The sequence below is a fragment of the Actinoplanes italicus genome, from assembly GCF_003001815.1.
Taxonomy (GTDB): Bacteria; Actinomycetota; Actinomycetes; order Mycobacteriales; family Micromonosporaceae; genus Actinoplanes; species Actinoplanes italicus.
On the sequence record NZ_PVMZ01000004.1, the window covers coordinates 280,050 to 305,195 of the forward strand.

The window sequence follows — 25,146 nt, forward strand, 5'->3', positions numbered from 1 at the left end:
TAGGCAACACCGGCCACCGCGGGCCACCACCGGCCCGGACGGGTGACCGGCGGTTCAGGCCCGGCCCGGATCGGTCACCAGCAGCGGGTCGTCACTGTCGACGTCGCCGGCCGCCGCCTCCGCCGCCGTCACCCCGACCATCTGCAGGAACCGATCCCCCAGCTGCGGGTCGGCCGTCAGGATCAGCACCGTCAACCCGGTCGGCGGGCCGTCGGTGTGCGGAAACCCGGTGATCGGCGCCCCCAGATCCGTCCACTGACCCTCCTCGAACGGCTCGGCCGCCGCCTGCGCCAGCCCCGCCACCTGGTTCAGCACCACGAACGGCCACTGCGGAGGCTGCTGCTCACCACCACGCGCCAGCCGGAACGTCAACTCGAAACCCCAGCGCTCACCCAGCCCGTACGTCACGAAATGCCAGTGCCCGTCCGCCGGATACGCCGACGCCGCCTGCAACGTGAACCCCTCGGCCGGATACGACACGTGCCACGGCTGTGCCCGCGGATAGAGCCGGCCCATTGCCTCGGTAACGGCGTCCCACATCATCCCGGCATTTGATCATGACCGTGGGCGGCCTGCCATCCCCGCCGCCGCCCCCGCGCCACCACCGCCGCGACCAGACCCGCCAGCACCGCCAGCCCGGCACCACCGGCCGCGAACACCCCGGCCCGCGCCCACTCCCCGCCACCGGCCGCCGCCACCGGCGCCGCCGACACCCGCGACACCCCCGCCGCCACCGGACCCGCCTCCTCCGTCAACGCCCGATACGGATTCAGCACCCCCGCCCCGTACTGGCTGCTGCGAATCCCACCCGGCGCCGGATCCGCCGACCGCAACAACCGCTGCGTCAACTGCGACGCACTCTCACGCGGAAACCGCTCCCGCAGCAACGCCACCGTCGCCGACACGAACGGCGCCGCGAAACTCGTCCCCTGCACCGGCCGATGCCCCCGCAACGGCGCCAGCACCGTCACCCCGTCACCGAACGCCGCGATGTCCACATGCGGGCCCGGCTGCGAATAATCCGCGATCGTCCCGTCCCCGGTCACCGCACCCACCCCGATCACCCCCGGATACCCGGCCGGAAACGCCACCCCGCCCGTCGCACCGCCGTTCCCGGCGGCCGCCACCACGACCACCCCGCCCTCCACGGCCTCAGCGATCGCCGCCCGCACCTGCGTGTCCTCCGACGGCATCACCAGCGAGATGTTGATCACGTCAGCGCGGGCCGTACCCGCCGCCCACGTGATCGCCTGCGCGAACGCCGCCGCACTCGACTGCCGCCCACCACCCGGACTGCGCCCGTCCAGATCGGTGTCCTCACTCACCCGTACCGGAATGATCGTCGCCCCCGGCGCCAGACCCTGCACACCACTACGCGCATCCGGCAGCCCCGCGATGATCCCCGCCACCGCCGTACCGTGACCCACACAGTCACGCCGCCCGTCCGCCGCATTGTGCAATAGATCCCGGCCCGCCAGCACCTGACCCTTCAGCTGCGGATTCCGAGCGTCCACCCCGGAATCGATCACCGCGACCCGCACCCCCGCACCGGTCGCCAGACCCGCCAGCCGCGACGGCGCATACGCCTTCAACTCCGCCGGCACACCCGCCACCACCTGCCCCGGCCCCAGACACTGCGCCGCCCGCACCGGGCCCGCCGGCACCACCACACCACCGAGCACCCCGGCCACCACCACCGCCACGAACCGCACCAGAACCACACCCCCGCAGCACAACGACCGGCGTGGATGCTACCGCCGCCCGGTTGTGTCACGCCCACCCCGGCCGTTAGGTTGAGACCAGCCAATCTGCGGTGTGTGAGGGAAACCGGTGAGAGTCCGGTGCGGTCGCGCCACTGTAAACGGGCCCCCAGCCAGGGAGCCGGTGAGTCAGGACGCTCACGCGCCGCAGGCCCCATCGATCGGGACGCGTCATCCCGTAGGAGGTTGACTCCGCCATGTCCAAGGCACAGACCATCACCACCCCCGCGGTCTCCGCGAGACTCCTCGCCACCGCCGCCGGCTTCACCGCCATGATGCTCCTGCTGGCCTACCTCGTCGCCTTCGACCAGGGCGCCCTCTCCCAGACCGGCATGTACCTGCACGAACTCATGCACGACGGCCGCCACCTGCTCGGTGTCCCGTGCCACTGAGCCAGGCCACACCCGGATACATCCAGCTCCTGCTCCGCGGCCTGCTCGCCGGCCTCTTCGCCGGCCTGCTCGCCGGCGGCTTCGCCTACCTCGCCGGCGAACCCCACGTCGAGGCGGCCATCGCCATCGAAGAAGCCGCCGCACCCGCAGGCGAGACCGCCGAAGAACCCCTCGTCGACCGCGACATCCAGCGCGCCGTCGGCCTGCCCCTGGCCACCGGCCTCATCGGCCTCGCCCTCGGCGGCATCCTCGCCACCGCCTACACCCTCCTGCGACGCCACCTGCGCACCGGCAGCGACACCCACGCCGCCCTCGGCCTCGCCGCCGCCGGCTACCTCGGCATCGTGCTCATCCCCTTCCTCAAATACCCACCCAACCCACCCGCCGTCGGCGACCCCGACACCATCAATCAGCGCACCGCCGCCTACCTCGCCGTACTCGTCCTCGGCCTGGTAGCCGTCTGGGCCGCCACCCTCGCCACCCGCACCCAGACCCACCAGTGGCGCCGCGCCGCCGCCGGCACCGCCGGCTTCCTGATCGTCGTCACCATCGCCTACACCCTCCTACCGGCCTTCCACGAAGTCCCCGACGACTTCCCGGCCACCCTGCTCTGGGACTTCCGCATCGCATCCCTCGGCGCCCAGACCGTCCTCTGGACGATCCTCGGCATCACCTTCGCCGCCCTGCTGAACCGGCTCGCCACCCGCACCGGCACCCCACAGACGGCAACCGTCACCACCGCGTGACAAGACTGCGGCTCATCGCCGCCGGACACACCCCAGCCCTACGGCACGGCGTGTTCGGCGGCGACGACGACCTCGACGAAGGCGCCCGCAACGCCACCGCACACCTGCGCGACTCACCCCTGCTGCAACCACGCCTGTACCCCGGCACCCCCTGGACCGTCGCACCCACACGCGCCGCCCGGCAGACCGCAGCCATCCTCACCACGGCCACCGCCCACGAGGACAGCCAACTACGCGACCCCGGCTACGGCACCTGGACCGGCCTCACCCTCGACCAGGTCGACCTCACCGCCTGGCTCACCGACCCCGGCGCCCGACCCCACCACGGCGAGACCCACACCGAGATCACCGCCCGCGCCGCACAATGGCTGCACACACAGACCAGCCGCAGCCAGACCGTCGTCGCCCACCCCGCCGTCATCCGGGCCCTGCTCGCCACCGCCCTCGACCTGCCCGCCGGCCACCACCACCAGCTGGCCGTGTCACCGCTGGCCGTCGCCCACCTCACCCACCACCACCGCTGGGTCCTGCACCTGCCAACCGCCTGAGGCACGCAACCGGTCGAACGCCCTCGCCCCCGCCAGCCGCTCCAGCACGCCGGCGATCACCCGCGCACACTGCTGCGGACTCGACATCGTGGTGTCGACGACCACATCCCGGTCACCGATCTCATAAACCAGCGTCTGCGACCGCGCCAAACCCACCGGCCGATCCCCACGCGCCCGCTCCCGCCGATCCAGCTCCGCCGGCGAACACCGCACCTCGACCAGCGTCACCTCGAACCCGGCCAGCACCACCAGCAGATCCGCCAGCCGCCACCGCTCACTCAACGGATAATCCATCACCACGTCGTTACCGGCCGACGCCAGACCCGCCACCGCCCGGTGATAACCCCGCCGCGTCCGCACCAGCATCGCCGCGATCTCCGCGTCGCCGAGCACCCGCGTATGCACCGTCGACCGCATCTCCCCCAACCCGTCCACCGGGAAGAAGAACCACGGATCCGCCAGCAGCCCCAGCAACGCCCGGCCCACACTGGTCTTACCCGAACTCGACGCCCCATTGAGCAGCACCACCCGGCCAGTCACGCCCCGACCGTACAGTGATCACCATGCCCCTGCGCATCACCATCGACGACCTCACCGGACCCGACATCACAGCCCTGCTCCAAGAACACGTCGACCAGATGCGCGCCATCACCCCACCCGAAAGCAAACACGCCCTCGACCTCGACGCCCTACGCCACCCCGACATCACCCTCTGGACCGCCCACGACGGCGACCAACTCCTCGGCTGCGCCGCCCTCAAACACCTCGACCCCCACAACGCAGAAATCAAATCCATGCGTACGGCCACCCGCGCCCAACGCCGCGGCGTCGCCGCCACCCTGCTCACCCACCTCATCGAACAGGCCCGCCACCGCGGCTACCAGCGCCTCTACCTCGAAACCGGCGCAGCAGACTTCTTCGCCCCCGCCCGCACCCTCTACCAGCGATTCGGCTTCCAACCCTGCGAACCGTTCGCCGACTACCGACCCGACCCCAACAGCGTCCACCTCACTAAACTCCTCACGTGATCACCCCGCTCACCCTCGACGACCTCGACGCCTGCGCCACCCTGTTCGCCCGCACCTTCAGCGAACCACCCTGGAACGAAACCTGGCACCACACCGACGCCCACCAGCGCCTCACCGACATGCACCACACCCCACGCAGCCACGGCGCCCGCGCCACCACTCCCGACGGCACCCTCACCGGCTTCGCCATCGGACACCTGCAGCGGTACGGCCCCGACGACCACTTCTTCCTCCAGGAGATGTGCGTCGACCCCACCCACCAGCGGCAACGCATCGGCACCCACCTGCTCGACGCCCTCGCCCAGCAACTACCCCACATCCGCCACTGGTACCTGCTCACCGCCCGCGACAGCCCCGCCGCCCACTTCTACACCGCACACGGCTTCCACCCCGCCGCACGCAGCACCGTCTACGGCCGCATCACCGACTGCGCGATCAACTGAACAGCGCCGCTGCGCCTGCCCCCCCCGACAGCCGTGCCGCGCAGCCACTCCGAGGCACGGCACATCCGGCGGCGGGAATGCCGGACGGCGGCCTGGCTGGTTCACCCGGGCCGCCGTCCGCAGAACAGGAATCAGCGTGATCAGACGGCGCCGACCTGCTGACGGCACTCGTGGTCACGGTTGTGCTGAAGGGCTTCCTCGAGCTGGTCCTCGAGAATGATGATCCGGCAGGCCGCCTCCAGAGCCGTGCCCTGGTCGACCATCTCCCGCGCCCGGGCGGCCAGCCGCAGCTGATAGCGGGAGTAACGGCGATGCCCGCCGGCGGAGCGGAACGGGATGATCAGTTTCGCCTCGTCGAGGCGGCGCAGGAAGTCCTGCGAGGCGCCGACGATCTCGGCGGCGCGGCCCATCGTGTAGGCGGGGTAGTCGTCGTCGTTGAGCATGTCGTCGGGTTGGGCCATACACGTCCTCGTCACGAACGAGGGCCCCGGCGCGACATGCGCCGGGGCCCAGGGTTACGGGTTGAACACACCATCTACCGACAGGTTCGTCGGGTTCTCTTTTCCGCACCATTCCTCTGTCAGAGACAGCGGGTGCGAGGATCGCATAAGCGTGACCGGAGACCACCTCACGTTCGATGTGACTGCGGTGTCCACCTCAGAACTGGAACTGCGTCCTGACGGCGGGCGATCCAACGGCGTCAAACCCTCCCTTTCCTCTACTTCCAACAACCTGCGTACTGACCGTCGATGTCGGAGCCCCACGCGACTTCATGGCCCCACACATGTGCGACGGATCCTTGCTGCATCAGGCGGAGCCACGAACCTTGCACCGGCCTGCCTGCGCCTGCCCTGACCTGGAATTACGTCAAGGTCTTGTCGTGCACCTGCCGTCTTGCCTGCGGTGATGCCGTTCCACCGCGATTACCGAGCGAGCCACGAGCAATTCCGGGCCCTGCTTCGACGCTCGGCCTGTTACGTCGGCGTCTTCAACCGATCCTCGTTGTCAACGGAGACAACACTAACCAGCCCCACCCAGAATGTCTAGTCCGCAGAGACCAGATTTTCTCGGCGACTCCTCCCAGCTTCCAGCCGCCGAGCATTGCCACCCAAACTCAGCGACTACCCGGGCGACGCTCCCGCCACCGACGACATCCCCGATGGCAGGAGCGTCACACACTCCGCCTACAACATCCCGTCCAACGCCGGAATCAGCTCCCGCTCCTCGTACTCCAGATGCTTCTCCAGCTCACCGGCCAACACGCCGACCTCCGCGATCAACGCGCCACGCTCCACCGCCGGATCCGACACCACCGACCGCAACCGCTCCACCAGCGCCGCCACCGCCACATGCTCGGCACGCAACCGCTCGATCACCGGCGCCAGCTGCGGATAGGCATACTCCAGCCCCGGAAACATGCCCTGATCCTCACGCACATGATGACCGTGCAACCCCGCACACAGGCTCAGGCAGTTCACCCGCAACTGCGCCCCCAGCACCGCCCCCGACCCGGCCACCTCAGCCCGGATCAACGACAACTCCCGCCGGAACGCGTCATGCACCAGCCGCAGCATCTCCCCCGGCGACCCGGCACCCGACCGCGGCGGCCCCGACATCGGCAGCGCCTCCAACGCCACCACCGGCAACACCCGCCCCGACTGCCGTTCGTAGCCGGCCCACCCGGCGTCCTGCTCGACCGCCCGCGCGAACGCGTCGTCGCGCTCCCTGCCGGCCAGCATCACCGCGGCGGCCTCGTAGACGAACACCCCGTCCTCGACCGTGGCGACCGGCTTGGCCAGCAGATTGTGATACCAGGCCGGGTGCCGCCGCGACCCACCGTTGGAACCGATCACCAGCACCCGCTCACCATCGGGCAGATAACCCAGCGGAACGGTGTGCCGGTTACCGCTACGGGCCCCGGTCGTGGTCAGCAGCAACAACCGGGCCCCTTCGAACATCCCGCCGACCCGGCCATTGCTGGCCCGGAACTCGGCGATGACAGAAGCATTGAAATCGTTCGGCATTCTCGACTTTCGGTAGTCCAGTGACTGATCTCCACGGGCGCACACGTCGAGGCGCGCCCGGATACGCCGGCCCCGCCCGTCGTCAGGGGCGGTCGGCGTGCGAATGAAGAGGTGGCGCGATCAGCACACTGGCGGGGCGCGGGCGGCAGCAGGCGACCGTGGCGGTCGCCCGGCGATCACGCGCTAGCCGGGTGCCCCACTCGGTAATGGCACAAGGCCGACCCGGCAGTCACGACGCCCACCATACCTGCCCGCGCAACGTGTGGGGTTGTCGGCGAAGCCGTCCTTCTGTATTTGATCTGCGGGTGCGGCTTGCCGCACTACTTCTAAGCCATCCTAGGATACTACTCCAGTAGGCCGTTCAAGCGCGGCAGCCGCCGGCGTCCCTCTTCCTCGTCACCGAAGCCCCAGAACGCTCCCAGCCGCGGATATGCCCTCATGCGCCAGTCGCTCGCCGGTCCGGCCAACTCCCCCCGAGCGCAGCTCGTCGAACAGCTCCTGTACCCGCCGGATCCACCACCGAGCTCCGTGCGGCGTGGACCAGCCTCCAGAGCCTCTGCACGCTCACGCCGACACGGTACGGACGTGACCTCGGCCAGCCGCCGGGGCCCGCATGCCGAGCCACTGTTCGGCGTCCCAGGCCACGAACCGTTCCACCTCGGTGAAGCCCAGCTTCGCGGCCAGCCGCATCGAGGCGGTGTTGGCGCTCTGCGTGGTGAGTACCACCGGCTCGCCCGGCCGAACGCTCTCGAACCAGTCCAGTGCCGCCGCGCAGGCCTCGGCGGCGTACCCGGAGCCCCACACCCGCGGCAGGAACAGATAGCCCAGGTCGGCCTTGCCGGCGGCGGCCGGACGCCCGTGCTCCGGCACCCGGCGCAGCAGGATGTGGCCGATCATCGTCCCGTCGAGTTCGGCGACGAAACTCCCCCGCCACCGCTCCGGCACCTCCGGCAGCCGCTGCTCGAGTTCGCCGCGGTCCCCCGGGCCGCCCAGGTAGGTGTGCACCCGCGGCGACGCCAGCAGCTCGACGAACACCGCCCGGTCGCGCGTCTCGGGCTCGCGCAGCACCAGTCGCGCGGTGCGGATCGGTTCCGGCGGCCAGGCGACGTCAGCGAGCTCCATCATGGCGGCCAGCCAACCAGCCGCACCGCCGAGGATCAAGGCACACCGTCGCCGAACGGTGCGGTTCCGGTCCTGCCTTCACTTCGCGGGCGACTGCGCGGCGCCGGACGGTCACGTAGGGCGCCGCGCAATCCGGGCATGCGGGCTGTCAGCACTGATGGGTGCTGCCCCCGTCTTCCAGCTCGGAGTCCGAGGCCCAGCCGCGCACGACTTGGGTGTCGTCGGAGGCCTCCAGATGCGTCCAGCTTGTGCCATCGGCAGCTATGACGTAGCAGTGGTAGGTCACCGAGTCGGTGAGCTCCCCCCAGGCGACCGTGTGACAGTCGGTGCTGGGGCCGGTGTAGATGCCGACGCTGTCGCTGGTGAATCCGCCGGACTGCATCGTCACCTTCCACGAAGGACGTTGACACGCCATGCCGGCCGCGGCGTCCTGTCCCGCAGTGCTCGTTGCCGCCTGGGCGGGCGCGCCCGCGAACACGAGCGGTATTGCGATCATCCAAACGCTGATTCGGCGCATTTCAGTGACCTCCTGGGTCTCGTAAATGTTCAGGTCAAGGTCTTCCGGCCACCGGGCGCTGCCGCCGTCCGCGGAACACACACCCGGACTTCGCGTGTGCTCCCGTCGTCGTCGGCAACAACGATCAGGTCACACACCCCGGATCCGTGGACGCCCACCGTCGCCATCACGACGGCAGGATCGCGCGCAGCCGCTCCGTGCGACGCCGACAACGACAACGACAACGACAACGACAACGACAACGACAACGACAACGACAACGCCCTATCGGGCGCCGGATCAGGCCGGAGGTGGTGCGACGGCAAGGGGAACGCCGGCTGTCACGGCCCCACCGCGGTGGGCTGGGCGGAACCCGGCGGGGCTCAGTTGTAGGTGATCTCGGCCTCGCCGGTCGATGTGTTGATCACGAACATCGCGAGGCAATTCATGTAGTTGTCGCCGATCTCCACGATGTCGCCGTTGTCGCTGTAGAACACGAGTGTGGTCTCGCCCGGATCTATGTACCTCGGTATCTCTTGCTCACCTTTCCAATTGCGCCAGTACGCGAATATCCGAGCCGAGGTGTTGTTGGTGACGAATATCTCCTTTGTGCTGCCCTGCTCGATCTGCGGAGAGGCCGCGTGCGTGTCGCATTTGCGGTACGAGGCCCCGACGTAGTCCCAGGGCCCGGGACCTGCGGCGGCACCGGCCGGAACGCTGGGCACCAGCGCGAACACGAGTGTTCCGGCGATGGCCGCCATCCGGCTTCGAGCGTTCATGGAGTCCTCCTGAGCAAGATTGTTTTCGATGGAAATGGGTTGGCATTCAGCCTACTCACGGTGAGCCGGGGCCGGTTGAGAAAATGCGTTTACCCATTTTCGGGAACTTTGTTCGCGGTCATTCGATCGGACCTTTCCCGCGATTCCGAAACGTTTTCGGCCGGCGTCTGCGCGAGACGGAAATGTGGCCCGGGGCGGCCGCCGGGACCGCCCGGCCGCGGCCGATGATCGTACGCCGCATGGAATTGATGATGTTGACTGTCTTTCAGGTGGCGGCCGCCCGACTGCGCGCCGGGGGGGGGGGGGGGGGGGGGGGGGGGGGGGGGGGGGGGGGGGGGGGGCGATGCCGCGGCCGGAGGATCCGGGGACCGCGCCGGGTGAGGTGTTCGCGACGCTGCCCGATCCGGCGCCGAGGTCCTCGAGCTGTCCGACGAGACGACCTCACGGCTGGTCGTGGCCCGGGCGCACAGCGGCGCGGGCCGCGCGCAGCATGTCCTCGGCGACGCGGCCGCGGCCCGGGAACACTGTGCCCGCGCATTGCGGATCTTCCGCGACCTGGAGGTCACCGACCCGCCCAGCTCGAGCAGCTGCGAGCCGTACTGGAAAACTGATCTTTAATTCTTGCGTGCTACGCATCTTTGCGTGACCCGCAAGTTCTGTTAGCGTGGTGGCATGACGGGGCTACGGGAGCGCAAGAAGGCCGAGACACGCGCCGCGCTCGGCTGGGCCGCGATCCACCTCACCGCCGAACGCGGCTACGACAACGTCCGCGTCGAGGACATCGCCGAGGCGGCCGGAGTCTCCCCGCGCACCTTCAACAACTACTTCTCCAGCAAGGCCGAGGCGATCGCCTCGCGCCACCTCGACCGCAGCCTGCGCACCGCCGCCGCACTTCGCGAACGCCCCGCCGGCGAGCCACTCTGGACCGCGCTCACCCACGCCGCGCTGGAACAGTTCACCCGCGGCCCCGAGGTCGACGCGATGCCGTCGCCCGCCCACGCCCAGTGGGCGGCCGGTGTCCGCGCCATGCTCGCCGAACCCGCACTGCAGGGCGAACGCCTGCGGGCCACCGCGATCGCCGAGGCCGAACTCGCCGCCGCCGTCGCCGACCGCACCGGCACCGACCTCACCACCGACATGTATCCGCAGCTCGTCGCGGCCGCCGCCAGCGCCGCCGTCGCGGTCGCCATGGGGCACTTCCTCGCCCATGCCGACCCCGCCCCGATCGACCAGCTCATCACCGACGCGTTCGCCCAGGTCGCCGCGGGCCTGCCGGTTCCGCCCCGCTGAACCCGGCCCGCACCACCGGCCGCGCCCGCCACGCGGCGATGACGCACACCCCGAAAGGATCACGATCATGATCGATGTCCTCATCGCCGGGGCCGGCCCCAACGGCCTCATGCTCGCCTGCGAACTCGCCCTCGCCGGCGTCCACCCCGTCGTCCTCGAACGCCACGCCACGCCCACCGGCGAACCGCGCGCCAACGGCCTCGTCGGCCAGGTCGTGCGCTTGCTCGACCGGCGCGGCCTCTACACCCGCCTCAGCGGCGACGACAACCCACCACACCCCCAACCGTCCTTCGCCTTCGGTGCGTTCCCGCTGGACCTGACCATGCTCGACGACAACCCGCACTACGTCCTCGGCGTACCGCAAGCCCAGCTCGAAGCCGCACTCGCCGCCCGCGCCGCCGAACTGGGCGTCGACGTGCGACGCGGCCACGAGGTCGCCGAACTGCACCGACACCCCGACTTCGTCGAGATCAAGACCTCCGGCGGTACGACACTCGCGTGCCGTTTCCTCGTCGGCGCCGACGGCGGCCACAGCACCGTACGCCGGCTCGCCGGCATCGGCTTCCCCGGCGTCACCAACGACCTGTCGGTCTCCCGTACCGCCACCGTCACCGTCCCCGCCACCCACCTCGACCCCGACACCGGCGGCCTGCTCGCCCCCGGCCATGACGTCGTCGCGCCGTTCCGGCACACCCGCACCGCCCACGGCCTCATCGCCTGGGCGCCCTTCCCCGGCCGGCCCGCGATCCTGAGCACCACCGAATGGCCCGCCACACCGGCCACCGGCGACGACACGCCGATGAGCCTGGCCGAACTACGCGCCAGCGTCGCCCGTGTCCTCGGCACCGACATCCCCGTCACCGCGCCCGACGGCCCCGGCCTGCTACGCCGCCTGACCGGCGGCAACACCCGCATCGCCGCCCGCTACCGCGACGGCCGCGTCCTGCTGCTCGGCGACGCCGCCCACGTCCACCCCGCCATCGGCGGCCCCGGCCTCAACCTCGGCCTGCAGGACGCCGTCAACCTCGGCTGGAAACTCGCCGCCACGGTCCAGGGCTGGGCACCGCCCGGCCTGCTCGACACCTACGAGACCGAACGCCGCCCGGTCGCCGAACGCGTCGTCATGTCCACCAAGGCACAGTCCGCGCTCATCGGCCCCGGCGACGACATCACCGGCCTGCGGGAACTGTTCGCCGAACTGCTCGGCAAACCGGAGGTGACCGGCCACATCGCGGCCCTGATGTCCGGCGCCGACACCCGCTACCCGGCCGACCCCGCCGACCCGCTGGCCGGCCACTACGCCCCCGACCTGCTCGTGGACGCCGGCCACGGCCCGACACGACTGGCCGAACTCACCCGCACCGCCCGGCCACTGCTGCTGGACTCCACCGGCGCCTACACCGGCACCGCCGCACCCTGGCGCGACCGCGTCGACATCGTCACCGGCCCCATCCAGGGCACCACCGCGACCGCGCTGCTCGTCCGCCCCGACTGCTTCGTCGCCTGGTCCGCCGGCGACACCGGCACCCTGCGCGCCTCACTCACCCACCACTTCGGGTCCCCCCGCTGAGGCGTACCGCGCCGCCAGCGCCCGGACCGTCCCGGCCATCGCCTCCCGCAACGACGCGGGCGCCAGCACCTCGATGTCGTCACCGAAACGCAGCAGTTCCTGGCAGGCATGCCGGACGTTCTCGATCGGGATCGTCGCCTCGACCCAGCCGTCGGCGCCCGCCGGACCGGCGCTCCCGTCCACGGCACGCACCACCGCCGGGTCCGCCAGATCCGGCAGCCGGCCGCGGCCCGCCGGTGAGATCCGGATCGTCGCCTCACCGGTGAACCGGCGCGCCTCGAACTCCGCCAGATACGCCGACCAGTGCGCCGCCAGGTCGAACCCGGCCGGACGCTCGAACGGCTCCCCCGTCACCTCCACCTCACGCACCTGCGCCACCCGGTAGGTGGCCACCCGCCCGCTCCCGGCGGCGGCCACCAGATACCAGGACCCGGATTTGAGCACCAGGCCGTACGGCCGGAGCCGCCGTTGAATCTCCTGAGGCGCCCGCCAGCGCACATAGCGCACCTCGATCACCCGCGACGACAGAATCGCGTCCATCAGCAGCGTCAGCAACGGCTGCGCCTCCGGCTCCCGGTACCAGGCCGGCGCGTCGAGATGAAACACCTCGGCGGTACGCGACGCCTGCTCCCGCAACCCTGCCGGCAGAGTCGCCAGCAGTTTCAGACGCGCCGCCGCGACCTCCTCGGCCAGCCCCAGATCGGCTGCCGGAGCCGGCAGACCGGCCAGCAACAACGCCCGCGCCTCACCGCCGGTCATCCCGGTCAGCCGCGTCTGATAGCCCTCGACCAGCTGATATCCGCCGTGCTGGCCCGCCTCGGCATACAGCGGCACGCCCGACTCCTGCAGCCGGGCCAGATCACGGTAGGCGGTCCGCACCGACACGCCCAGCTCCTCGGCCAGCTGCCGGGCGGACAGGCGGCCACGGGCCTGCAACAGCAGCAGCATCGACAACAGACGACCGGCGGGCATGTCGTCGATCATGCCCGCCAACCCTGACAGGTCCTGACACAGCCCGGCCGTAGGTTCGCCGCATGACAGCCGACTTCGACTTCATCCTCGGCCGCTGGACGGTCCACCACCGCAAGATCGTCAACGTGCTCGACCCCGCCTGTGACGACTGGATCGAGTTCGACGGCGACTGCGAGGCCCGGCCCGTCCTCGGTGGCGCCGGCAACATCGACACCGTGTCGGCGACCCTGCCCGACGGCCGCGCCTTCGACGGCATGAGCCTGCGCCTGTACGAGCCCGACGCCGATCTCTGGCGCATCTGGTGGTCCTCGACCACCCGCCCCGGCAGGCTCGACCCGCCCGTGGAGGGCCGCTTCCGCAACGGCACCGGCGTTTTCGTCGGCCCCGACACCATCGGCGGACGGCCCGCGCTCGTGCGCTACCTCTGGTCCCGGATCACCCCGGCGTCGGCCCGCTGGGAACAGGACTTCTCCTTCGACGACGGCACCACCTGGGACCGGCCCAACTGGATCATGACCTTCGAACGCCGCCCGGACTGACACGACAATCGGTGGGTCCGGCATCGCACCGGACCCACCGCCCCCGTACCGATCAGGTCAGTAGGCGACCAGGCCCCTCGCGGTCCCCGGGCCCAGGCTCAGATGGAACCGCGTGTAGTCGCGCACGTCGGTGGCCGCCAGACCCCACGTGCCGGCGGCGATGTCGCGCCGGGCGTTGCACTGCATCCCGCCACTGGACGGGTAGAAGCAGGTCGACACGGACAGGTCCACGTACGCGTAGATGTTGATGTCGGCGCAGGACGTCGTCGTGACCGCCGTACCGTTCGGCGGCCAGTGGTAGTTGTCGTCGAGACGGTCGATCGGCTTGGCGGTACTACGACAGCCCGGCTGCCGCGTGGCAGGATCAGCCGACGCCGGCTGCGGCATCAGGGCGAGCATCGTGACCGAGGCGAGGCTCACGGCCGCCATCGGGCGGAGCAGAGATCGAATGCGCATGGCAGTTCTCCCGTTTCGCGTTACCGACTGTGCCAAGAAGTGTCAGACGTCGATATCCAAGGGCGACGAACTTCGGACGATTTCGTACGCCGTGGACCGGCCCCGTTAATCTCGGCAACTGGGACATCGAAACCAGTTGATGGAGACCGGTGATGCCATACGCGACGCCACCCGACCCGACCCGGGCCGGCACCCTCGACGAACTGCTCGAACGCCTGCGCTCCCTCAAAGCCTGGGCCGGCAACCCCTCGTACGAGACCATCAAAGACCGGGTCAACACCACCTGGACCGAAGCCGGCCGCCCACCCGGCGAACTCGTCTCCAAATCCACCGTCGCCTACTGCTTCCGCCCCGGCCGCCGCCGCGTCGACACCGACCTGCTGATCACCGTCGTCCGCGCCCTGCACCCCGACCCCGGCTACCTCAACCAATGGCGCCAGACCCTGCGCGTCATCAACGGCGAGACCGAAGCCGAATCACAGGTACGGGTCCAGGACCGCCTCCCCCGCGACCTCGCCGGATTCACCGGCCGCACCCACGAACTCGACCGCCTCCGCCACACCCTCGACCAGGCCACCCGCTCCGGACGCACCGTCCTCATCTCCGCCATCGAAGGCATGGCCGGCGTCGGCAAGACCCAACTCGCCATCCACGCCGGACACCAGCTGCACCGCGAACACCCCTTCGACCGGATCCTGTTCGTCAACCTCCGCGGCTTCGACGCCGACCCCACCCGGCCACCCGCCGACCCGGCCGCCGTCCTCGACGGCTTCCTGCGCCTGCTCGGCATGCCCGGCCAGCAGATACCCCACGACCTCGACGCCCGCGCCACCGCCTACCGCCGGCACCTCAACGGCGCCCGCACCCTCGTCGTCCTCGACAACGCCGCCACCGAGAAACAGGTCCGCCCCCTGCTCCCCACCACACCCGGCTGCCTGACCCTCGTCACCAGCCGGCGCCGCCTCACCGGCCTGCACCGCGCCACCCACCTACCCGTCGACGTGTTCCACCCCGACGAGGCCCGCGACTTCCTCACCCACGCCACCGCCGGCACCCCCACCGGCACCGACCCCGGCGCCACGGCACGCATCGCCCACCGCTGCGGCCACCTCCCCCTGGCCCTCAGCCTGATCGCCGGACACATCCGCGCCACACCCGGCTGGACCCTCACCGACCACGCCGACCGCCTCGACGAACGCCACCACCAACGCCGCCTCGACACCGGCGTCGAACTCGCCCTCCACCTCTCCTACCAGCACCTGCCCACCGACCAGCGCCGACTGCTACGACTACTCGCCCTGCACCCCCGCCAGGAATTCGACGCCTACGCCGCCGCGGCCCTCACCGCCACCGACCTCACCACCACCCGCGACCACCTCACCCACCTGTGCCGCGACCACCTCCTCCAGCACACCACCGACGGCCGACACACCTTCCACGACCTCGTCCGCGCCTACGCCGCCGGCCGCGCCCACGACGAGGACCGCCCCACCGACCGCCACGCCGCCCTGACCCGCCTGTTCGACCACTACCTCGCCACCACCGTCCGCGCCACCAACCTCCTCGACCCCGCCGACGCCCGCCTGCGCCCCACCATCACACCGTCCGCCCTGCCCACACCCGACCTGCCCGACCTCGGCAGCGCCCGCCGATGGCTGGACACCGAACGCCCCGCCCTGGTCTCGGTCACCGCCCACACCGCCACCCACGGCTGGCCCACCCACACCACCGGACTCGCCCGCTCACTGTTCCGCTACCTCAACGGCGGCCACCTCAACGACGCCGTCACCGTCCACACCCACGCCTGCCGCGCCGCCCGCGACCTCGGCGACCCCGCCGGACACGCCCACGCCCTCACCGACCTCGGCATCGCCTACCTGCGACTCGCCCGCATCGAAGAGGCCGTCGACCGGTTCCGCACCGCCCTCGACCTGTTCCGGCAGGCCGCCGAACCGGCCGGCGAGGCACGCGTCCTCAACAGCCTCGCCTTCGTCGAAGAAGGCAGCGGCCGCTACCAGGCCGCCGAAGACCACTTCCGCCGCGCCCTCGACCTCTACCGGCACGCCGGCGACCGCGCCGGCGAAGCCAACGTCCTCAGCGGCCTCGGCATCGTCATGGAACGAACCGCCCGCCTCGACGAGGCCATCGACTGCAACCGCCAGGCCCTCACCATCTACCAGGCCGACGGCGACACCTCCGGCGAGGCCATCGTCCTCAACACCCTCGGCGAGATCGAAGTACGCGCCGGCCGCCTCACCGACGCCGACGACCATCTCCGGCGCTCCCTGGCCCTGCACGCGCAGATCGGCAACCACGGCCGCGAGGCCGACGTCCTCGACGGACTCGGCCAGCTCCACGTCCGTCTCGGACAGCCACGCGAGGCCACCACGTACTTCCAGCAGGCCCTGACCATCTACCGCGACTGCGGCGACCGCACCGGCCAGGCCTGGGCCCTCAACGGACTGGGCGAAGCCGACCACACCGCAGGACACCCCACCAGCGCACTCACCCACCACACCGACGCCCTCACCATCGCCGTCGAACTCGGCGCCTGCCGCCAGCAGGCCCGCGCACACACCGGCATCGGCCACGCCCACCGCGCCCTCGACGACCTCCGGCAGGCCCGGCACCACTACGAACACGCCGAGCGGCTCTACACGAAACTCGAACTGCCCGAGGCCGGCCACCTCCGCGCCACCCTCGACACCCTCACCCCCGGCACCGGGCGTGCCGACGTCACCTGACCAGGTGCGCCATGCCCATAGGCTGATCGGCCTCCGGCCCCGGCCCGTCAGCCGGTGAACCCGGGGGTCGACCTTTCACGTTGTGGTCCGCTGCCGGAGATGCTTCCGAACCCCGGGGTGTGCTCGTCGGCGAAGCCGTCCTGATTGCTCTTTGGTGCGGCGTGCCGCACACCCTCTAAGGCATCCTAGGAAGATAGGTTGACAGGTGGCAGCCAGCGGTCAGCGGTCAGCGGGACGACCAGCCGCCGTCGGAGGCGATCGTCTGACCGGTGACCCAGTCGGCCTCGTCGCTGAGCAGCCACGCCACCAGCTTCGCCGTGTCGGCGGGAGTTCCCCACCGGCCGCCCGGGTTCAGGCGCGCCACCGCTTCGCGGGCGGCCGCGTCGGCGTACCCGGTGTCGTTGGGTCCTGGATTGACGCAGTTGACGGTGATGCCGCGGCGGATCAGATGGACGGCCAGGGACCGGGTCAGCTCGTGCAGCGCCGCCTTGGACGCGATGTAGGGCAGCTCGGCCGGCATCGCGTCGTGGTACTGGCCGGAGGTGAACAGAACGATCCGTCCACCAGTTCTGGTGTCGTCGTGCCGGGCGGCGAACTCCTTGGCCAGCAGCAGCGTGGCCCGCGCGTTGACCGCCCAGGTCAGGTCCAGCTCGGCCGCGGTCAGTTCCTCCAGGCTGTAGGAGCTGCTGCGCGCGTGATTGGCCACGAGCCCGTCGACGTGCCCGAACGCGCCTACCGCCGCGTCGAGCAGCGCCGCCGGAGCGGCGGGGTCTGCGAGGTCGGCCGAGACGTGCTCGACCCGGCCGCCGGCGGCGCGAAGTTCGTCGGCCAGCGCCTGGGGGCCGTCCGGGTCGGCGCCCCACGGCTGTTCGGCGTCGGCCGGTGACCACGAATGCAGCAGGATCGAGGCCCCGCCGGCGACGAGGCGGCGGGCGATGGCAGCTCCGATCGCGATCCGGCGGCTGGCGCCGGTCACGATCACCACACGGTTCTTCATCGACCGCAATCATGGTCCGGAGGATCCGCTGGCGCATCCGGTTTGCGAAGCGCGGACATGATGCCGCAGTGAAGATCGTGACAGGGTGAACGCGAGCCCCGGCGACTTCAGCACCGCCGGTGTCGTTCTCGGCTCCGGCAGCTCCTACAGCTGCCCATGGCCTTCTGCGGTACGAGCCGTCGCGGCGGGCGCCGCGGGCAGGGTGAACCAGAAGCGGCTGCCTCCGCCGGGGCGGGGTCCGGCGCCGATGCGGCCGCCGTGGCGTTCGACGATCCGCCGGCAGATGTCGAGGCCGAGGCCGGTGCCCGGGTACCCGGTGCTGTTGGCGCAGCGGTGGAACGCGTCGAACATCTTCGGCCGGTCGTCGGCGGGGATGCCGATGCCACGGTCTGACACCTCGACGCGGACGGTGCCGTCGGCCCGGGTCCAGGCCCGGATGCCGATCTGCGGTGCGGTGCCGGCCGGGGTGTACTTGACGGCGTTGCCGACCAGGTTGTCGAGGACATGCCGGAGCAGCGTGACGTCGGCGAGCACGGTCGGCAGCGGCCCGGAGACGGTGACACCCGGGTGGTCGGTGACGATCTCGCCGACCAGATCGTCCAGCGGCACCGGCCGGAGTGCGAGCTCGCTGTCCGTCCGGGCGCAGTCCAGCAGCTCCTGGGTCAGCCGGTTGAGACGGCGCAGGTTGCGTTCGATGACGGCCAGGTCGCGGTCGAAGTCCTCGCCGAGTTCGCCGTAGTCCTCCCGGAGCATGGCGACGTGTGCGGTGATGCCGGCGAGCGGGTTCCTCAGGTCGTGCGAGGCCATCATCATCAGGGCGCGCAATTCCGATTCGCGGTCGTCGGCCTGCGCCGCGGTGGCGGCTGCGGTGGGGCATGACGTGAGCTTGGTACGCATGACGGGCTCCTGTGAGGTTCGTGGCGGTGACCTCAGAAGACGCCGTGCCGGGGGTGTTCACCGCGTCGCGGTGAACACTTTCCGGCGGTGCCGCGCGGATGGCTCCCATGCGGGTCGGCGCTGGTGAACAGGCTGAACGCCGCATCCGCCGACACTGGACTGCCGCGCTGATGGAAATGGCACGGGGTGCCCCGGTAGTGCCGCACGGCGATGCCGGCGGGCAGCGGGAGCGGTCCGTGTCCGGGGCAGCTGACCATGATCGGCAGTTGCGCCATCAGCAGCAGGCCCCCTCAGTCACCGGAGATCCAAAGATATCCGCGCGCCCGGGTCGCCTCCTCGATGAGCGCTCCCAGCGCCTGCACGTCGGCCCGGAGCTCCGGTTTGCGGCTCGCGATCTCGTCCAGCTCCGCGGTCAGCTGCGGCAGCTGGATCAGGTTGATCATGGTGTCGCCGTAGGAATCGATCCTCGACACCAGGTGGTGCCGCTCCCGGTTACTCGCCGCCACCAGGCGTTGCAGCGCGGAGCCCGCGTCCGCGCCGGCATAGCGTCGCTCGTGCACCTGGTTCTCGACATACACCCCGAGCCCCACTGCCGCGCCTCCTTCACGAGATGGCCGGCCAGGGCATTGCACACCCCGGCAGGCCGAGCCTGGCGTCGTCGACGCTCAGTCCTTGCAGGGAATCGGCACGTCGCTCGCACGCCGCCCCACCTGTCCTGAACCACCGTGCAACAACCCGGGATCTGTGCGCCACGGAGCCAGACAGCGAAAGAATCCGCGTGACGGACATCAAATCACGGCCCGCTGGTACTGTACCGACCGGCCGGTATAGTTTTGCCGCATGAGCTCCTCCTCGACGCTGCCCGCCGCGACCGGGCTGCCCGGCCGGCGGCGCTGGGCGGCCCTCGCCGTGCTGGCCGCGGCGGTGCTGCTGCTCGCCATCGACAACACCGTGCTCGCGCTGGCCGTGCCGGCCCTGACCGCCGACCTGGCGCCCACCGCCGAGCAGGTTCTGTGGATCGGCGACGTCTACTCCCTCGCGCTGGCCGGGCTGCTCGTGCTGATGGGCAACCTGGCGGACCGGTTCGGCCGCAAACGGGTCCTGCTGATCGGGGCGGCCGGTTTCGGCGCCGTGTCGCTGGCGGCCGCGTTCGTCACCAGCGCCGAGGCACTGATCGCGGCCCGGCTGCTGCTCGGCGTCGCCGGGGCGACCCTGATGCCGTCGACGCTGTCGCTGATCCGCAACCTGTTCCCCGACGACACCGAACGGGCCCGCGCCATCGCGATCTGGTCCACCGCGTTCGGCGCAGGCTCGGCGATCGGCCCGCTCACCGGCGGGTTCCTGCTCGAACACTTCTGGTGGGGCTCGGTCTTCCTGATCAACGTGCCGGTGATGATCCTCGTCCTGATCTCCGGGAAGCTGCTGCTGCCCGAGTCCCGCGACCCCGAGCCGGGCCGCTTCGACGTGCTGTCGGCCGCGCTGTCGATGGCCGCGATCGTCCCGCTCGTGTATGCGATCAAGCACGTCGCCGGGCACGGCATCGACCTCGTCACACTCGCCTGCCTGCTGGCCGCGATCACCGCCGGGATGCTGTTCGTGCGGCGGCAGCGGCGGCTGGACCAGCCGATGCTCGACGTCGAACTGTTCCGCAGCCCCGCCTTCTCCGGCGCCGTCGCCGCGAACGTCATCGCCATCTTCGCGCTGACCGGGCTGCTGTTCTTCTTCTCCCAGTACCTTCAGCTCGCCCGCGGGCACAGCCCGCTGCGGGCCGGCCTCGCCGAGCTGCCGGCGACCCTCGCGTCGATCGCCGTCGTGGCGCTCATCGGTGTCAGCGTGACCCGGCTCGGACGGGGACGGGCCATCGCGCTGGGGCTCGCCACGGCCGCGGCCGGGCTCGCCATCGTGGCGGCGGCCGCGCATGGGCCGTACATCTGGCTGGGTCTTGGTCTGATCCCCATCGGTCTCGGCATCGGGCTCGCCATGACGCTGACCGGCGACGCGATCGTGTCGGCCGCACCGCCGCGCAAAGCCGGATCGGTGTCGGCGATCACCGAGGCCGCCAACGAGCTGGGCGTCGTTCTCGGCATCGCGGTCCTCGGGTCGCTCGTGTCAGCGGTCTACCGGGGCACCGTGGTGATCCCTTCCGGCCTTTCGGCCGAGGACACCGCGCGGGTACGCGACTCGCTGGGCCAAGCCGTGCAGGTGCTCGACCCGGGATCGCCGGCCGCGGCCGGAGCACGCGACGCGTTCATCGCCGCCATGCAGGTCACCTCCCTGGTCGCGGCGGCCTTCACCGCGGCCGCCGCGCTGCTGGCGTGGCGCGCCATCCCGTCGCCGCGCGCGGCCCGGCCGTAGGTACGGTGTCGGTCGTGGGACGCACAGCGGGCCGGTCACCGGAGGAGACACGACGAGCGCTGCTGAAGGCGGCCGCCGAGACGATCCGGGTGCGCGGCATCCACGCCTCGCTCGACGAGACAGCCCGCAACGCCTCCGTCTCCAAGGGCGGACTGCTCTACCACTTCGCCAGCAAGGACGAGCTGATCCTGGAACTCGTGCGCGCCGAACTCGCCGCGTTCCAGGCCAGCATCGACGTCGAACTCGACCCGGACGACACCGCGCCGGGCCGCCTCACCCGGGCCTACATCCGCGCCGTTCTGGCACCGACCAGCGACGACGAGGCCCGCGAGTCCCTGGCCCTGATCACCCAGCTGATGACCGTGCCCGCCGTCGCCGAGGTGGCCCGCGCCGACGCCGAACGCCTCGAAGCCGCCCTGGCCGCCGACGGCCTGCCCGCCGACGTGCTGGCCCTGGTCGTCGCCGCCGCCGACGGCATGAGCAGCGCCCCCCTCTGGGGCGGCTCGGCACACACCCCGGCCCACCGCCGGCTCGCCGAACGCCTGCAGCACCTCACCCGCCACCCGGAACTGTGGGAGTCCCTGCCCTGGCCCCCGTCCGCCTGAGCTGCTCACTCACCGTCGCCACGGCCGATCTCAGCACCGCCCGCTGCTGCTCGGCCTGTTCATCCTCGGCCTGATGGTGAAGAGGGTGAACGCCCGCCGGTACAGCCGGTCTGAGCACCCGCCGGGCGTCCGTGCTGGCCCGGCCGGCTCGCGGCGTCGTACCCTGGGGCCATGAGCAGCCCCGACACCGACGACAAGGCGTTCGCCGACGTCCTCGCCGAGCACGGCCGGCCGGTCAGTGCCGAAGGCCTCGGCCGGGCCCGCCGGTCGCTGGAAGACGCCCGGGACCGCCGTGACCCGGCCGCCCGCGCCGCCCTGCTCGACCGCCTGCGCGCCGCGTGACCGACGAGCCCAAACCCCGTCCCGCCGCTCTGGTTCTCGACACCTCCGCCATCGCCGGGTTCGCCCGTGGCAGCGTCGCCCCGGGTGAGCTGCTGGCCGAGATCGACCTCGAGGGCGGCTGCGCGCTCGTCCCGCTGCCCTGCCTGGTGGAGGCCGCCGCCCTGGTCGCCGAGGAGGAGCTGCCCTGGCTCGACATCCTGCTCGGCCACGCCGCCGCGCAGGTGATCGTCGACGATCCCGCCGACTGGCGCATGGTCGCCGGACTGCGGCGGATCACCGGCAGCTACCCGCACGCCCTGGCCGCGTGGCTGGCCCTGGAGTACGGCGTCGACGTGATGACCCGCCACCCCGGCCTCTACGCCGGGCTCGACGGCGGCAACATGGTCCTACCCTTCGACGACTGACGTCGCGGGCCGGTCCCCGACGAGGCGCAGCACCGCGCTCAGGCCGTGCACCGGCCCTTGCGTGCGGGGCAGGATGAGGGTCCGGATGCCGAGCGCCGCTCCGCCGACGTCGTCTCGCGGGCTGTCCCCCACCATCAGGACCTGACTGCCGGGCAGATCCAGCAGCTTGATCACGTGCTGGAAGATCGCCGGGTCGGGTTTCGTGAGGCCGACCTCGTAGGACAGCACCACGCCGTCGAGCAGGTCACCGACACCGGCGCGGTCCAGGCAGTCCCGGATGTCCATCCCGATGTTGGACAGCACGACGATCTTGACGCCCCGTGACTTGAGCTCCCTGAGGACCGGAAGCGTGTCGTCGTAGGCCTCCCATTGGTCGCGCATGACGGCGTACAGCGCGTCGGTGAGGGCGGGGTCGATGCCGGGAAGCAGAGCGACCGACCGGGCGAAGACGTCACGGTGGCGGGCGGGGTCGAGGTCACGCTCACTGGCCGGATCGATGCCGTGGGCGTGGGTCCAGATGTGGTTCAGGTGCTCACGCAGACTCGTGAACGTCGCGTCGCTGAGCCCCGGCACCGTGACACCGGCGTCGTCCAGCCGGCGCAGGGCGTCCCGGATCCATCGCGCCGGGTCACCACCGTCGACGAGGGTGCTGTGGAAGTCGAAGACGACTCCGTTGATCGGCGCGAGCACATCGTCGATGACCATCGTGCCAGCCTCCCAGAGGCCCGCCACCCCGCCGGCACTCAGGGGGTCAGATCGCCTCGGACCAGTCGACGACGAGCTGGAACATCGGAGCGCGGCCGGCGAACATCGACTGCCAGTCGCGGGTGTCGTAGCCACGGCCGCGCGGGGCGTCCCACGCCATCGACAGCATGCGCGGGGCCAGCCAGAAGTACTTGGCCGCGCCGGTGACCATGATCGCGCGCCGGGCCTCGTCCGGGGACAGCACGGGCGCCATCCCGCGCGCGTACCCGCTGGTCACCGCCTCGACGACGGCAGGCAGGCGGGTCACGTCGACGTAACCGTCCCAGAAGGTGTCCAGCGCCAGGTTCGCCGCGTCCTCACCCACGGCGCCCGCGCCCGCGTACGCCCAATCGAGAAGAACCACCCCGCGACCGGAACGGATCAGATTCATCGGCCAGACGTCGTGGTGGCAGAGGGTGCGCGGCAGCGCTGCCGACGCCTCGAGCAGCTCGTGGCGCCGTTCCCACAGCCGTCGCAGGCCGGCGCGCAGCGACGGCGACCACGCGGCCCGGGCCGCCGGATGATCCCAGCGCAGATCGTCGGGAACCGGCTGGGCGAGGGTGTAGTCGCGAAGGAAATCCCGGGCCAGCCAGGCGAGCGGCGGCGGGTTCCCGGTCCGTCCGCTCTGCCCGACCCCGATCTGGTACGCGCATTCGCCCAGCTCGTCAGTGCCGAAGGACATCCCCGCCGTCCCACCGACGTCCTCGAGGACCATCTCGATCCCGCCGTCGTCGAGCGCACCGATCGACAGCAGCTCGGGAACCGCGATGCCACCGGCCGCGAACGCCGACGCCGCGAACCCGGTCTCGTAGGCGAGCGGCTCGCGCCGCCAGTAGTTGAAGTGCCCCGGATCGTCGCTGGCCGCCAGATGCGCGGCGGCGCCGTCGCGGCGCGGGACGACCAGCTTGCGGATCGCGGTCCCGTCGTCCCACGGGATGCGCCACACCCCGCCGGTGACCTCGTTGGCCGTCGAATGAACCAGTTGCTCAGCCACGTCCCGCATTGTGCCGGACGGCCAGGATGTTCGCGCCGACCACCACGGCGATGCCGATCCACTCGTGCACGTCCAGCACCTGTCCGAGAAGGACCAGCCCGGCGAGGGCCGCGAAGACGGGGTGGACGCTCATCAGCACGCCGAAGAAGTGGGCCGGCACTCGCCGTAGCGCGATCAGGTCGCTCGCGTACGGGATGACCGACGCGAGCACTCCGGCGGCGACGCCGTAGAGGAGCGCGAGCGGCGTCATCCGGCCCTGCGCGACGAGCACGATCAGCAGCGGCAGGGTCAGCACGGCGGCGACCGTGGTCGCGGCGGCGGTGGCCTGCAGGCCGGGCAGCCGTTGCCCGAGCAGCCGGTTGAGCAGGATGTACGACGCCCAGCACCCGGCGGCCAGCAGCCCGCAGCCGATGCCGATCCAGTCGCTGCTGCCCGACGGCAGGACCAGCACGTACACCCCGGCGCCGGCGGCGGCCGCGCAGACCAGGTCGAGGCGGCTGCGGGAACCGGCCAGCGCCACGGCGAGCGGGCCGAGGAACTCCAGGGTGACCGCCAGTCCCAGGCCGATCCGGTCGATGGCGGTGTAGAGGCCGAGGTTCATGCTGACGAACACGACGCCGAGCAGGATCGTCGGCCACCACTGTGCCCGGGTGAACCGGCGCAGGTTGGGCCGGACCGCGGGCAGCAGCACCGAGGCGGCCACGAACTGGCGCACCGCGACCACACCGGGCGGGCCGATCAGGTCGAACGCGTGCGCGCCGATCGCCGCGCCGGTCTGGTTGCTGGCCGCCCCGGCCATCAGGACCGCGAGCCCGGCCATCCGTGATCCGCGTCGTGCCGTCGCCGGGCGCTGTTCGACCTCCACTGTCATGGTGACGAGTCTCGACGTCTCGGCGGCC

Annotated in this window: 29 protein-coding genes and 1 riboswitch; of the genes, 13 read left to right on the forward strand and 16 right to left on the reverse strand. The window is 71.0% G+C overall.

What is annotated here, in order from left to right:
• Nucleotides 1–54: 54 nt before the first annotated feature.
• Both CLV67_RS12550 and CLV67_RS54215 read right to left on the reverse strand, forming a co-directional pair.
• Nucleotides 55–543, reverse strand: a complete 489-nt coding sequence (locus CLV67_RS12550) for a suppressor of fused domain protein (protein ID WP_106317688.1) — start codon at nucleotides 541–543, stop codon at nucleotides 55–57.
• Complete coding sequence (locus CLV67_RS54215; RefSeq protein ID WP_106317690.1) at nucleotides 540–1,721, reverse strand: S8 family serine peptidase; 1,182 nt, start codon at nucleotides 1,719–1,721, stop codon at nucleotides 540–542. Before CLV67_RS54215 ends, CLV67_RS12550 begins: the two co-directional genes overlap by 4 nt.
• A 74-nt stretch (nucleotides 1,722–1,795) precedes the next feature.
• A riboswitch (adenosylcobalamin (AdoCbl) riboswitch) is annotated at nucleotides 1,796–1,949 on the forward strand.
• Nucleotides 1,950–1,957: 8 nt separating this feature from the next.
• Between CLV67_RS54215 and CLV67_RS12560 the strand changes: the two genes are divergently transcribed.
• Genes CLV67_RS12560 through CLV67_RS12570 form a run of 3 tightly spaced genes read left to right on the forward strand, consistent with a single transcriptional unit; the run spans nucleotide 1,958 to nucleotide 3,446 of the window.
• The gene (locus CLV67_RS12560) at nucleotides 1,958–2,152 is read left to right on the forward strand and encodes a CbtB domain-containing protein (RefSeq protein WP_106317692.1); all 195 of its coding nucleotides are present in this window, start codon (nucleotides 1,958–1,960) and stop codon (nucleotides 2,150–2,152) included.
• Entirely contained in the window at nucleotides 2,143–2,898 is a 756-nt protein-coding gene (locus CLV67_RS12565) for a CbtA family protein (RefSeq protein WP_106317694.1), read from the forward strand. Before CLV67_RS12560 ends, CLV67_RS12565 begins: the two co-directional genes overlap by 10 nt.
• Entirely contained in the window at nucleotides 2,895–3,446 is a 552-nt protein-coding gene (locus CLV67_RS12570; RefSeq protein ID WP_170153824.1) for a histidine phosphatase family protein, read from the forward strand. Before CLV67_RS12565 ends, CLV67_RS12570 begins: the two co-directional genes overlap by 4 nt.
• Here CLV67_RS12570 and CLV67_RS12575 read toward each other — a convergent pair.
• Nucleotides 3,381–3,986: a chloramphenicol phosphotransferase CPT family protein gene (locus CLV67_RS12575; protein WP_170153825.1), complete on the reverse strand. Its 606-nt coding sequence runs from the start codon at nucleotides 3,984–3,986 to the stop codon at nucleotides 3,381–3,383. The two genes, CLV67_RS12570 and CLV67_RS12575, sit on opposite strands and share 66 nt — an antisense overlap.
• A gap of 23 nt (nucleotides 3,987–4,009) precedes the next feature.
• Between CLV67_RS12575 and CLV67_RS12580 the strand changes: the two genes are divergently transcribed.
• Both CLV67_RS12580 and CLV67_RS12585 read left to right on the forward strand, forming a co-directional pair.
• Nucleotides 4,010–4,474: a GNAT family N-acetyltransferase gene (locus CLV67_RS12580; RefSeq protein ID WP_203736896.1), complete on the forward strand. Its 465-nt coding sequence runs from the start codon at nucleotides 4,010–4,012 to the stop codon at nucleotides 4,472–4,474.
• The gene (locus CLV67_RS12585) at nucleotides 4,471–4,917 is read left to right on the forward strand and encodes a GNAT family N-acetyltransferase (protein ID WP_106317700.1); all 447 of its coding nucleotides are present in this window, start codon (nucleotides 4,471–4,473) and stop codon (nucleotides 4,915–4,917) included. Before CLV67_RS12580 ends, CLV67_RS12585 begins: the two co-directional genes overlap by 4 nt.
• 140 nt (nucleotides 4,918–5,057) lie before the next feature.
• On the opposite strand, the gene CLV67_RS12590 is transcribed toward CLV67_RS12585, so the two are convergent.
• From CLV67_RS12590 to CLV67_RS12615, 5 genes are all read right to left on the reverse strand, one after another.
• On the reverse strand, nucleotides 5,058–5,378 hold the full coding sequence (locus tag CLV67_RS12590; protein WP_106317702.1) for a helix-turn-helix domain-containing protein: 321 nt from the start codon (nucleotides 5,376–5,378) through the stop codon (nucleotides 5,058–5,060).
• A gap of 723 nt (nucleotides 5,379–6,101) precedes the next feature.
• A complete protein-coding gene (locus CLV67_RS12595; protein WP_106317704.1) occupies nucleotides 6,102–6,941 on the reverse strand; it encodes a nitroreductase/quinone reductase family protein in 840 nt (279 codons plus the stop codon).
• A 564-nt stretch (nucleotides 6,942–7,505) separates the two neighbouring features.
• A complete protein-coding gene (locus CLV67_RS12600) occupies nucleotides 7,506–8,066 on the reverse strand; it encodes a GNAT family N-acetyltransferase (protein WP_106318184.1) in 561 nt (186 codons plus the stop codon).
• Between the two features lie 145 nt (nucleotides 8,067–8,211).
• The gene (locus CLV67_RS12605; protein ID WP_146169072.1) at nucleotides 8,212–8,559 is read right to left on the reverse strand and encodes a hypothetical protein; all 348 of its coding nucleotides are present in this window, start codon (nucleotides 8,557–8,559) and stop codon (nucleotides 8,212–8,214) included.
• 383 nt (nucleotides 8,560–8,942) lie between these two features.
• Nucleotides 8,943–9,338, reverse strand: coding sequence for a hypothetical protein (locus CLV67_RS12615; RefSeq protein WP_146169074.1), 396 nt, complete (start codon nucleotides 9,336–9,338; stop codon nucleotides 8,943–8,945).
• Between the two features lie 672 nt (nucleotides 9,339–10,010).
• Between CLV67_RS12615 and CLV67_RS12620 the strand changes: the two genes are divergently transcribed.
• Both CLV67_RS12620 and CLV67_RS12625 read left to right on the forward strand, forming a co-directional pair.
• A complete protein-coding gene (locus CLV67_RS12620; RefSeq protein WP_106317710.1) occupies nucleotides 10,011–10,628 on the forward strand; it encodes a TetR/AcrR family transcriptional regulator in 618 nt (205 codons plus the stop codon).
• Nucleotides 10,629–10,695: 67 nt separating this feature from the next.
• Nucleotides 10,696–12,198, forward strand: coding sequence for an FAD-dependent monooxygenase (locus CLV67_RS12625; protein WP_106317712.1), 1,503 nt, complete (start codon nucleotides 10,696–10,698; stop codon nucleotides 12,196–12,198).
• Here CLV67_RS12625 and CLV67_RS12630 read toward each other — a convergent pair.
• Nucleotides 12,166–13,182, reverse strand: a complete 1,017-nt coding sequence (locus CLV67_RS12630; RefSeq protein ID WP_239166081.1) for a helix-turn-helix transcriptional regulator — start codon at nucleotides 13,180–13,182, stop codon at nucleotides 12,166–12,168. The genes CLV67_RS12625 and CLV67_RS12630 overlap by 33 nt on opposite strands.
• A gap of 50 nt (nucleotides 13,183–13,232) precedes the next feature.
• Between CLV67_RS12630 and CLV67_RS12635 the strand changes: the two genes are divergently transcribed.
• The gene (locus CLV67_RS12635) at nucleotides 13,233–13,709 is read left to right on the forward strand and encodes a hypothetical protein (protein WP_106317714.1); all 477 of its coding nucleotides are present in this window, start codon (nucleotides 13,233–13,235) and stop codon (nucleotides 13,707–13,709) included.
• Nucleotides 13,710–13,766: 57 nt separating this feature from the next.
• Here the strand turns inward: CLV67_RS12635 and CLV67_RS12640 are convergent, their stop codons facing one another.
• Nucleotides 13,767–14,165 carry a hypothetical protein gene (locus CLV67_RS12640; protein ID WP_146169076.1) on the reverse strand — a complete coding sequence of 133 codons (399 nt, stop codon included), beginning with the start codon at nucleotides 14,163–14,165 and terminating at the stop codon, nucleotides 13,767–13,769.
• Nucleotides 14,166–14,317: 152 nt separating this feature from the next.
• Here CLV67_RS12640 and CLV67_RS12645 point away from each other — a divergent pair, with 152 nt between their 5' ends.
• Nucleotides 14,318–16,909 (forward strand): tetratricopeptide repeat protein, encoded by a 2,592-nt coding sequence (locus tag CLV67_RS12645; protein WP_106317718.1) that lies wholly within the window; start codon nucleotides 14,318–14,320, stop codon nucleotides 16,907–16,909.
• Between the two features lie 226 nt (nucleotides 16,910–17,135).
• Here CLV67_RS12645 and CLV67_RS12650 read toward each other — a convergent pair whose 3' ends face one another.
• From CLV67_RS12650 to CLV67_RS12665, 3 genes are all read right to left on the reverse strand, one after another.
• On the reverse strand, nucleotides 17,136–17,906 hold the full coding sequence (locus CLV67_RS12650) for an SDR family oxidoreductase (protein WP_106317720.1): 771 nt from the start codon (nucleotides 17,904–17,906) through the stop codon (nucleotides 17,136–17,138).
• A 144-nt stretch (nucleotides 17,907–18,050) separates the two neighbouring features.
• Nucleotides 18,051–18,803: a sensor histidine kinase gene (locus tag CLV67_RS12655; RefSeq protein WP_203736901.1), complete on the reverse strand. Its 753-nt coding sequence runs from the start codon at nucleotides 18,801–18,803 to the stop codon at nucleotides 18,051–18,053.
• Between the two features lie 290 nt (nucleotides 18,804–19,093).
• Nucleotides 19,094–19,393, reverse strand: coding sequence for a hypothetical protein (locus CLV67_RS12665; RefSeq protein ID WP_106317724.1), 300 nt, complete (start codon nucleotides 19,391–19,393; stop codon nucleotides 19,094–19,096).
• 250 nt (nucleotides 19,394–19,643) lie between these two features.
• Here CLV67_RS12665 and CLV67_RS12670 point away from each other — a divergent pair, with 250 nt between their 5' ends.
• The 4 genes from CLV67_RS12670 (at nucleotide 19,644) to CLV67_RS12680 (ending at nucleotide 22,509) form a co-directional block, all read left to right on the forward strand.
• Complete coding sequence (locus tag CLV67_RS12670; RefSeq protein WP_106317726.1) at nucleotides 19,644–21,158, forward strand: MFS transporter; 1,515 nt, start codon at nucleotides 19,644–19,646, stop codon at nucleotides 21,156–21,158.
• Between the two features lie 14 nt (nucleotides 21,159–21,172).
• Complete coding sequence (locus tag CLV67_RS12675) at nucleotides 21,173–21,763, forward strand: TetR/AcrR family transcriptional regulator (RefSeq protein WP_106318190.1); 591 nt, start codon at nucleotides 21,173–21,175, stop codon at nucleotides 21,761–21,763.
• A gap of 171 nt (nucleotides 21,764–21,934) precedes the next feature.
• Nucleotides 21,935–22,105, forward strand: coding sequence for a hypothetical protein (locus CLV67_RS51845; RefSeq protein ID WP_170153826.1), 171 nt, complete (start codon nucleotides 21,935–21,937; stop codon nucleotides 22,103–22,105).
• Nucleotides 22,102–22,509, forward strand: coding sequence for a hypothetical protein (locus tag CLV67_RS12680; RefSeq protein ID WP_106317728.1), 408 nt, complete (start codon nucleotides 22,102–22,104; stop codon nucleotides 22,507–22,509). The genes CLV67_RS51845 and CLV67_RS12680 overlap by 4 nt, the downstream gene beginning before the upstream one ends.
• On the opposite strand, the gene CLV67_RS12685 is transcribed toward CLV67_RS12680, so the two are convergent.
• The 3 genes from CLV67_RS12685 to CLV67_RS12695 are packed head-to-tail and all read right to left on the reverse strand — an operon-like array spanning nucleotide 22,492 to nucleotide 25,118.
• Nucleotides 22,492–23,214, reverse strand: coding sequence for an HAD family hydrolase (locus CLV67_RS12685; RefSeq protein WP_106317730.1), 723 nt, complete (start codon nucleotides 23,212–23,214; stop codon nucleotides 22,492–22,494). The two genes, CLV67_RS12680 and CLV67_RS12685, sit on opposite strands and share 18 nt — an antisense overlap.
• 46 nt (nucleotides 23,215–23,260) lie before the next feature.
• Nucleotides 23,261–24,247 carry a phosphotransferase family protein gene (locus tag CLV67_RS12690; protein WP_239166082.1) on the reverse strand — a complete coding sequence of 329 codons (987 nt, stop codon included), beginning with the start codon at nucleotides 24,245–24,247 and terminating at the stop codon, nucleotides 23,261–23,263.
• On the reverse strand, nucleotides 24,240–25,118 hold the full coding sequence (locus CLV67_RS12695) for an EamA family transporter (RefSeq protein WP_106318192.1): 879 nt from the start codon (nucleotides 25,116–25,118) through the stop codon (nucleotides 24,240–24,242). The genes CLV67_RS12690 and CLV67_RS12695 overlap by 8 nt, the downstream gene beginning before the upstream one ends.
• Nucleotides 25,119–25,146: the final 28 nt, after the last annotated feature.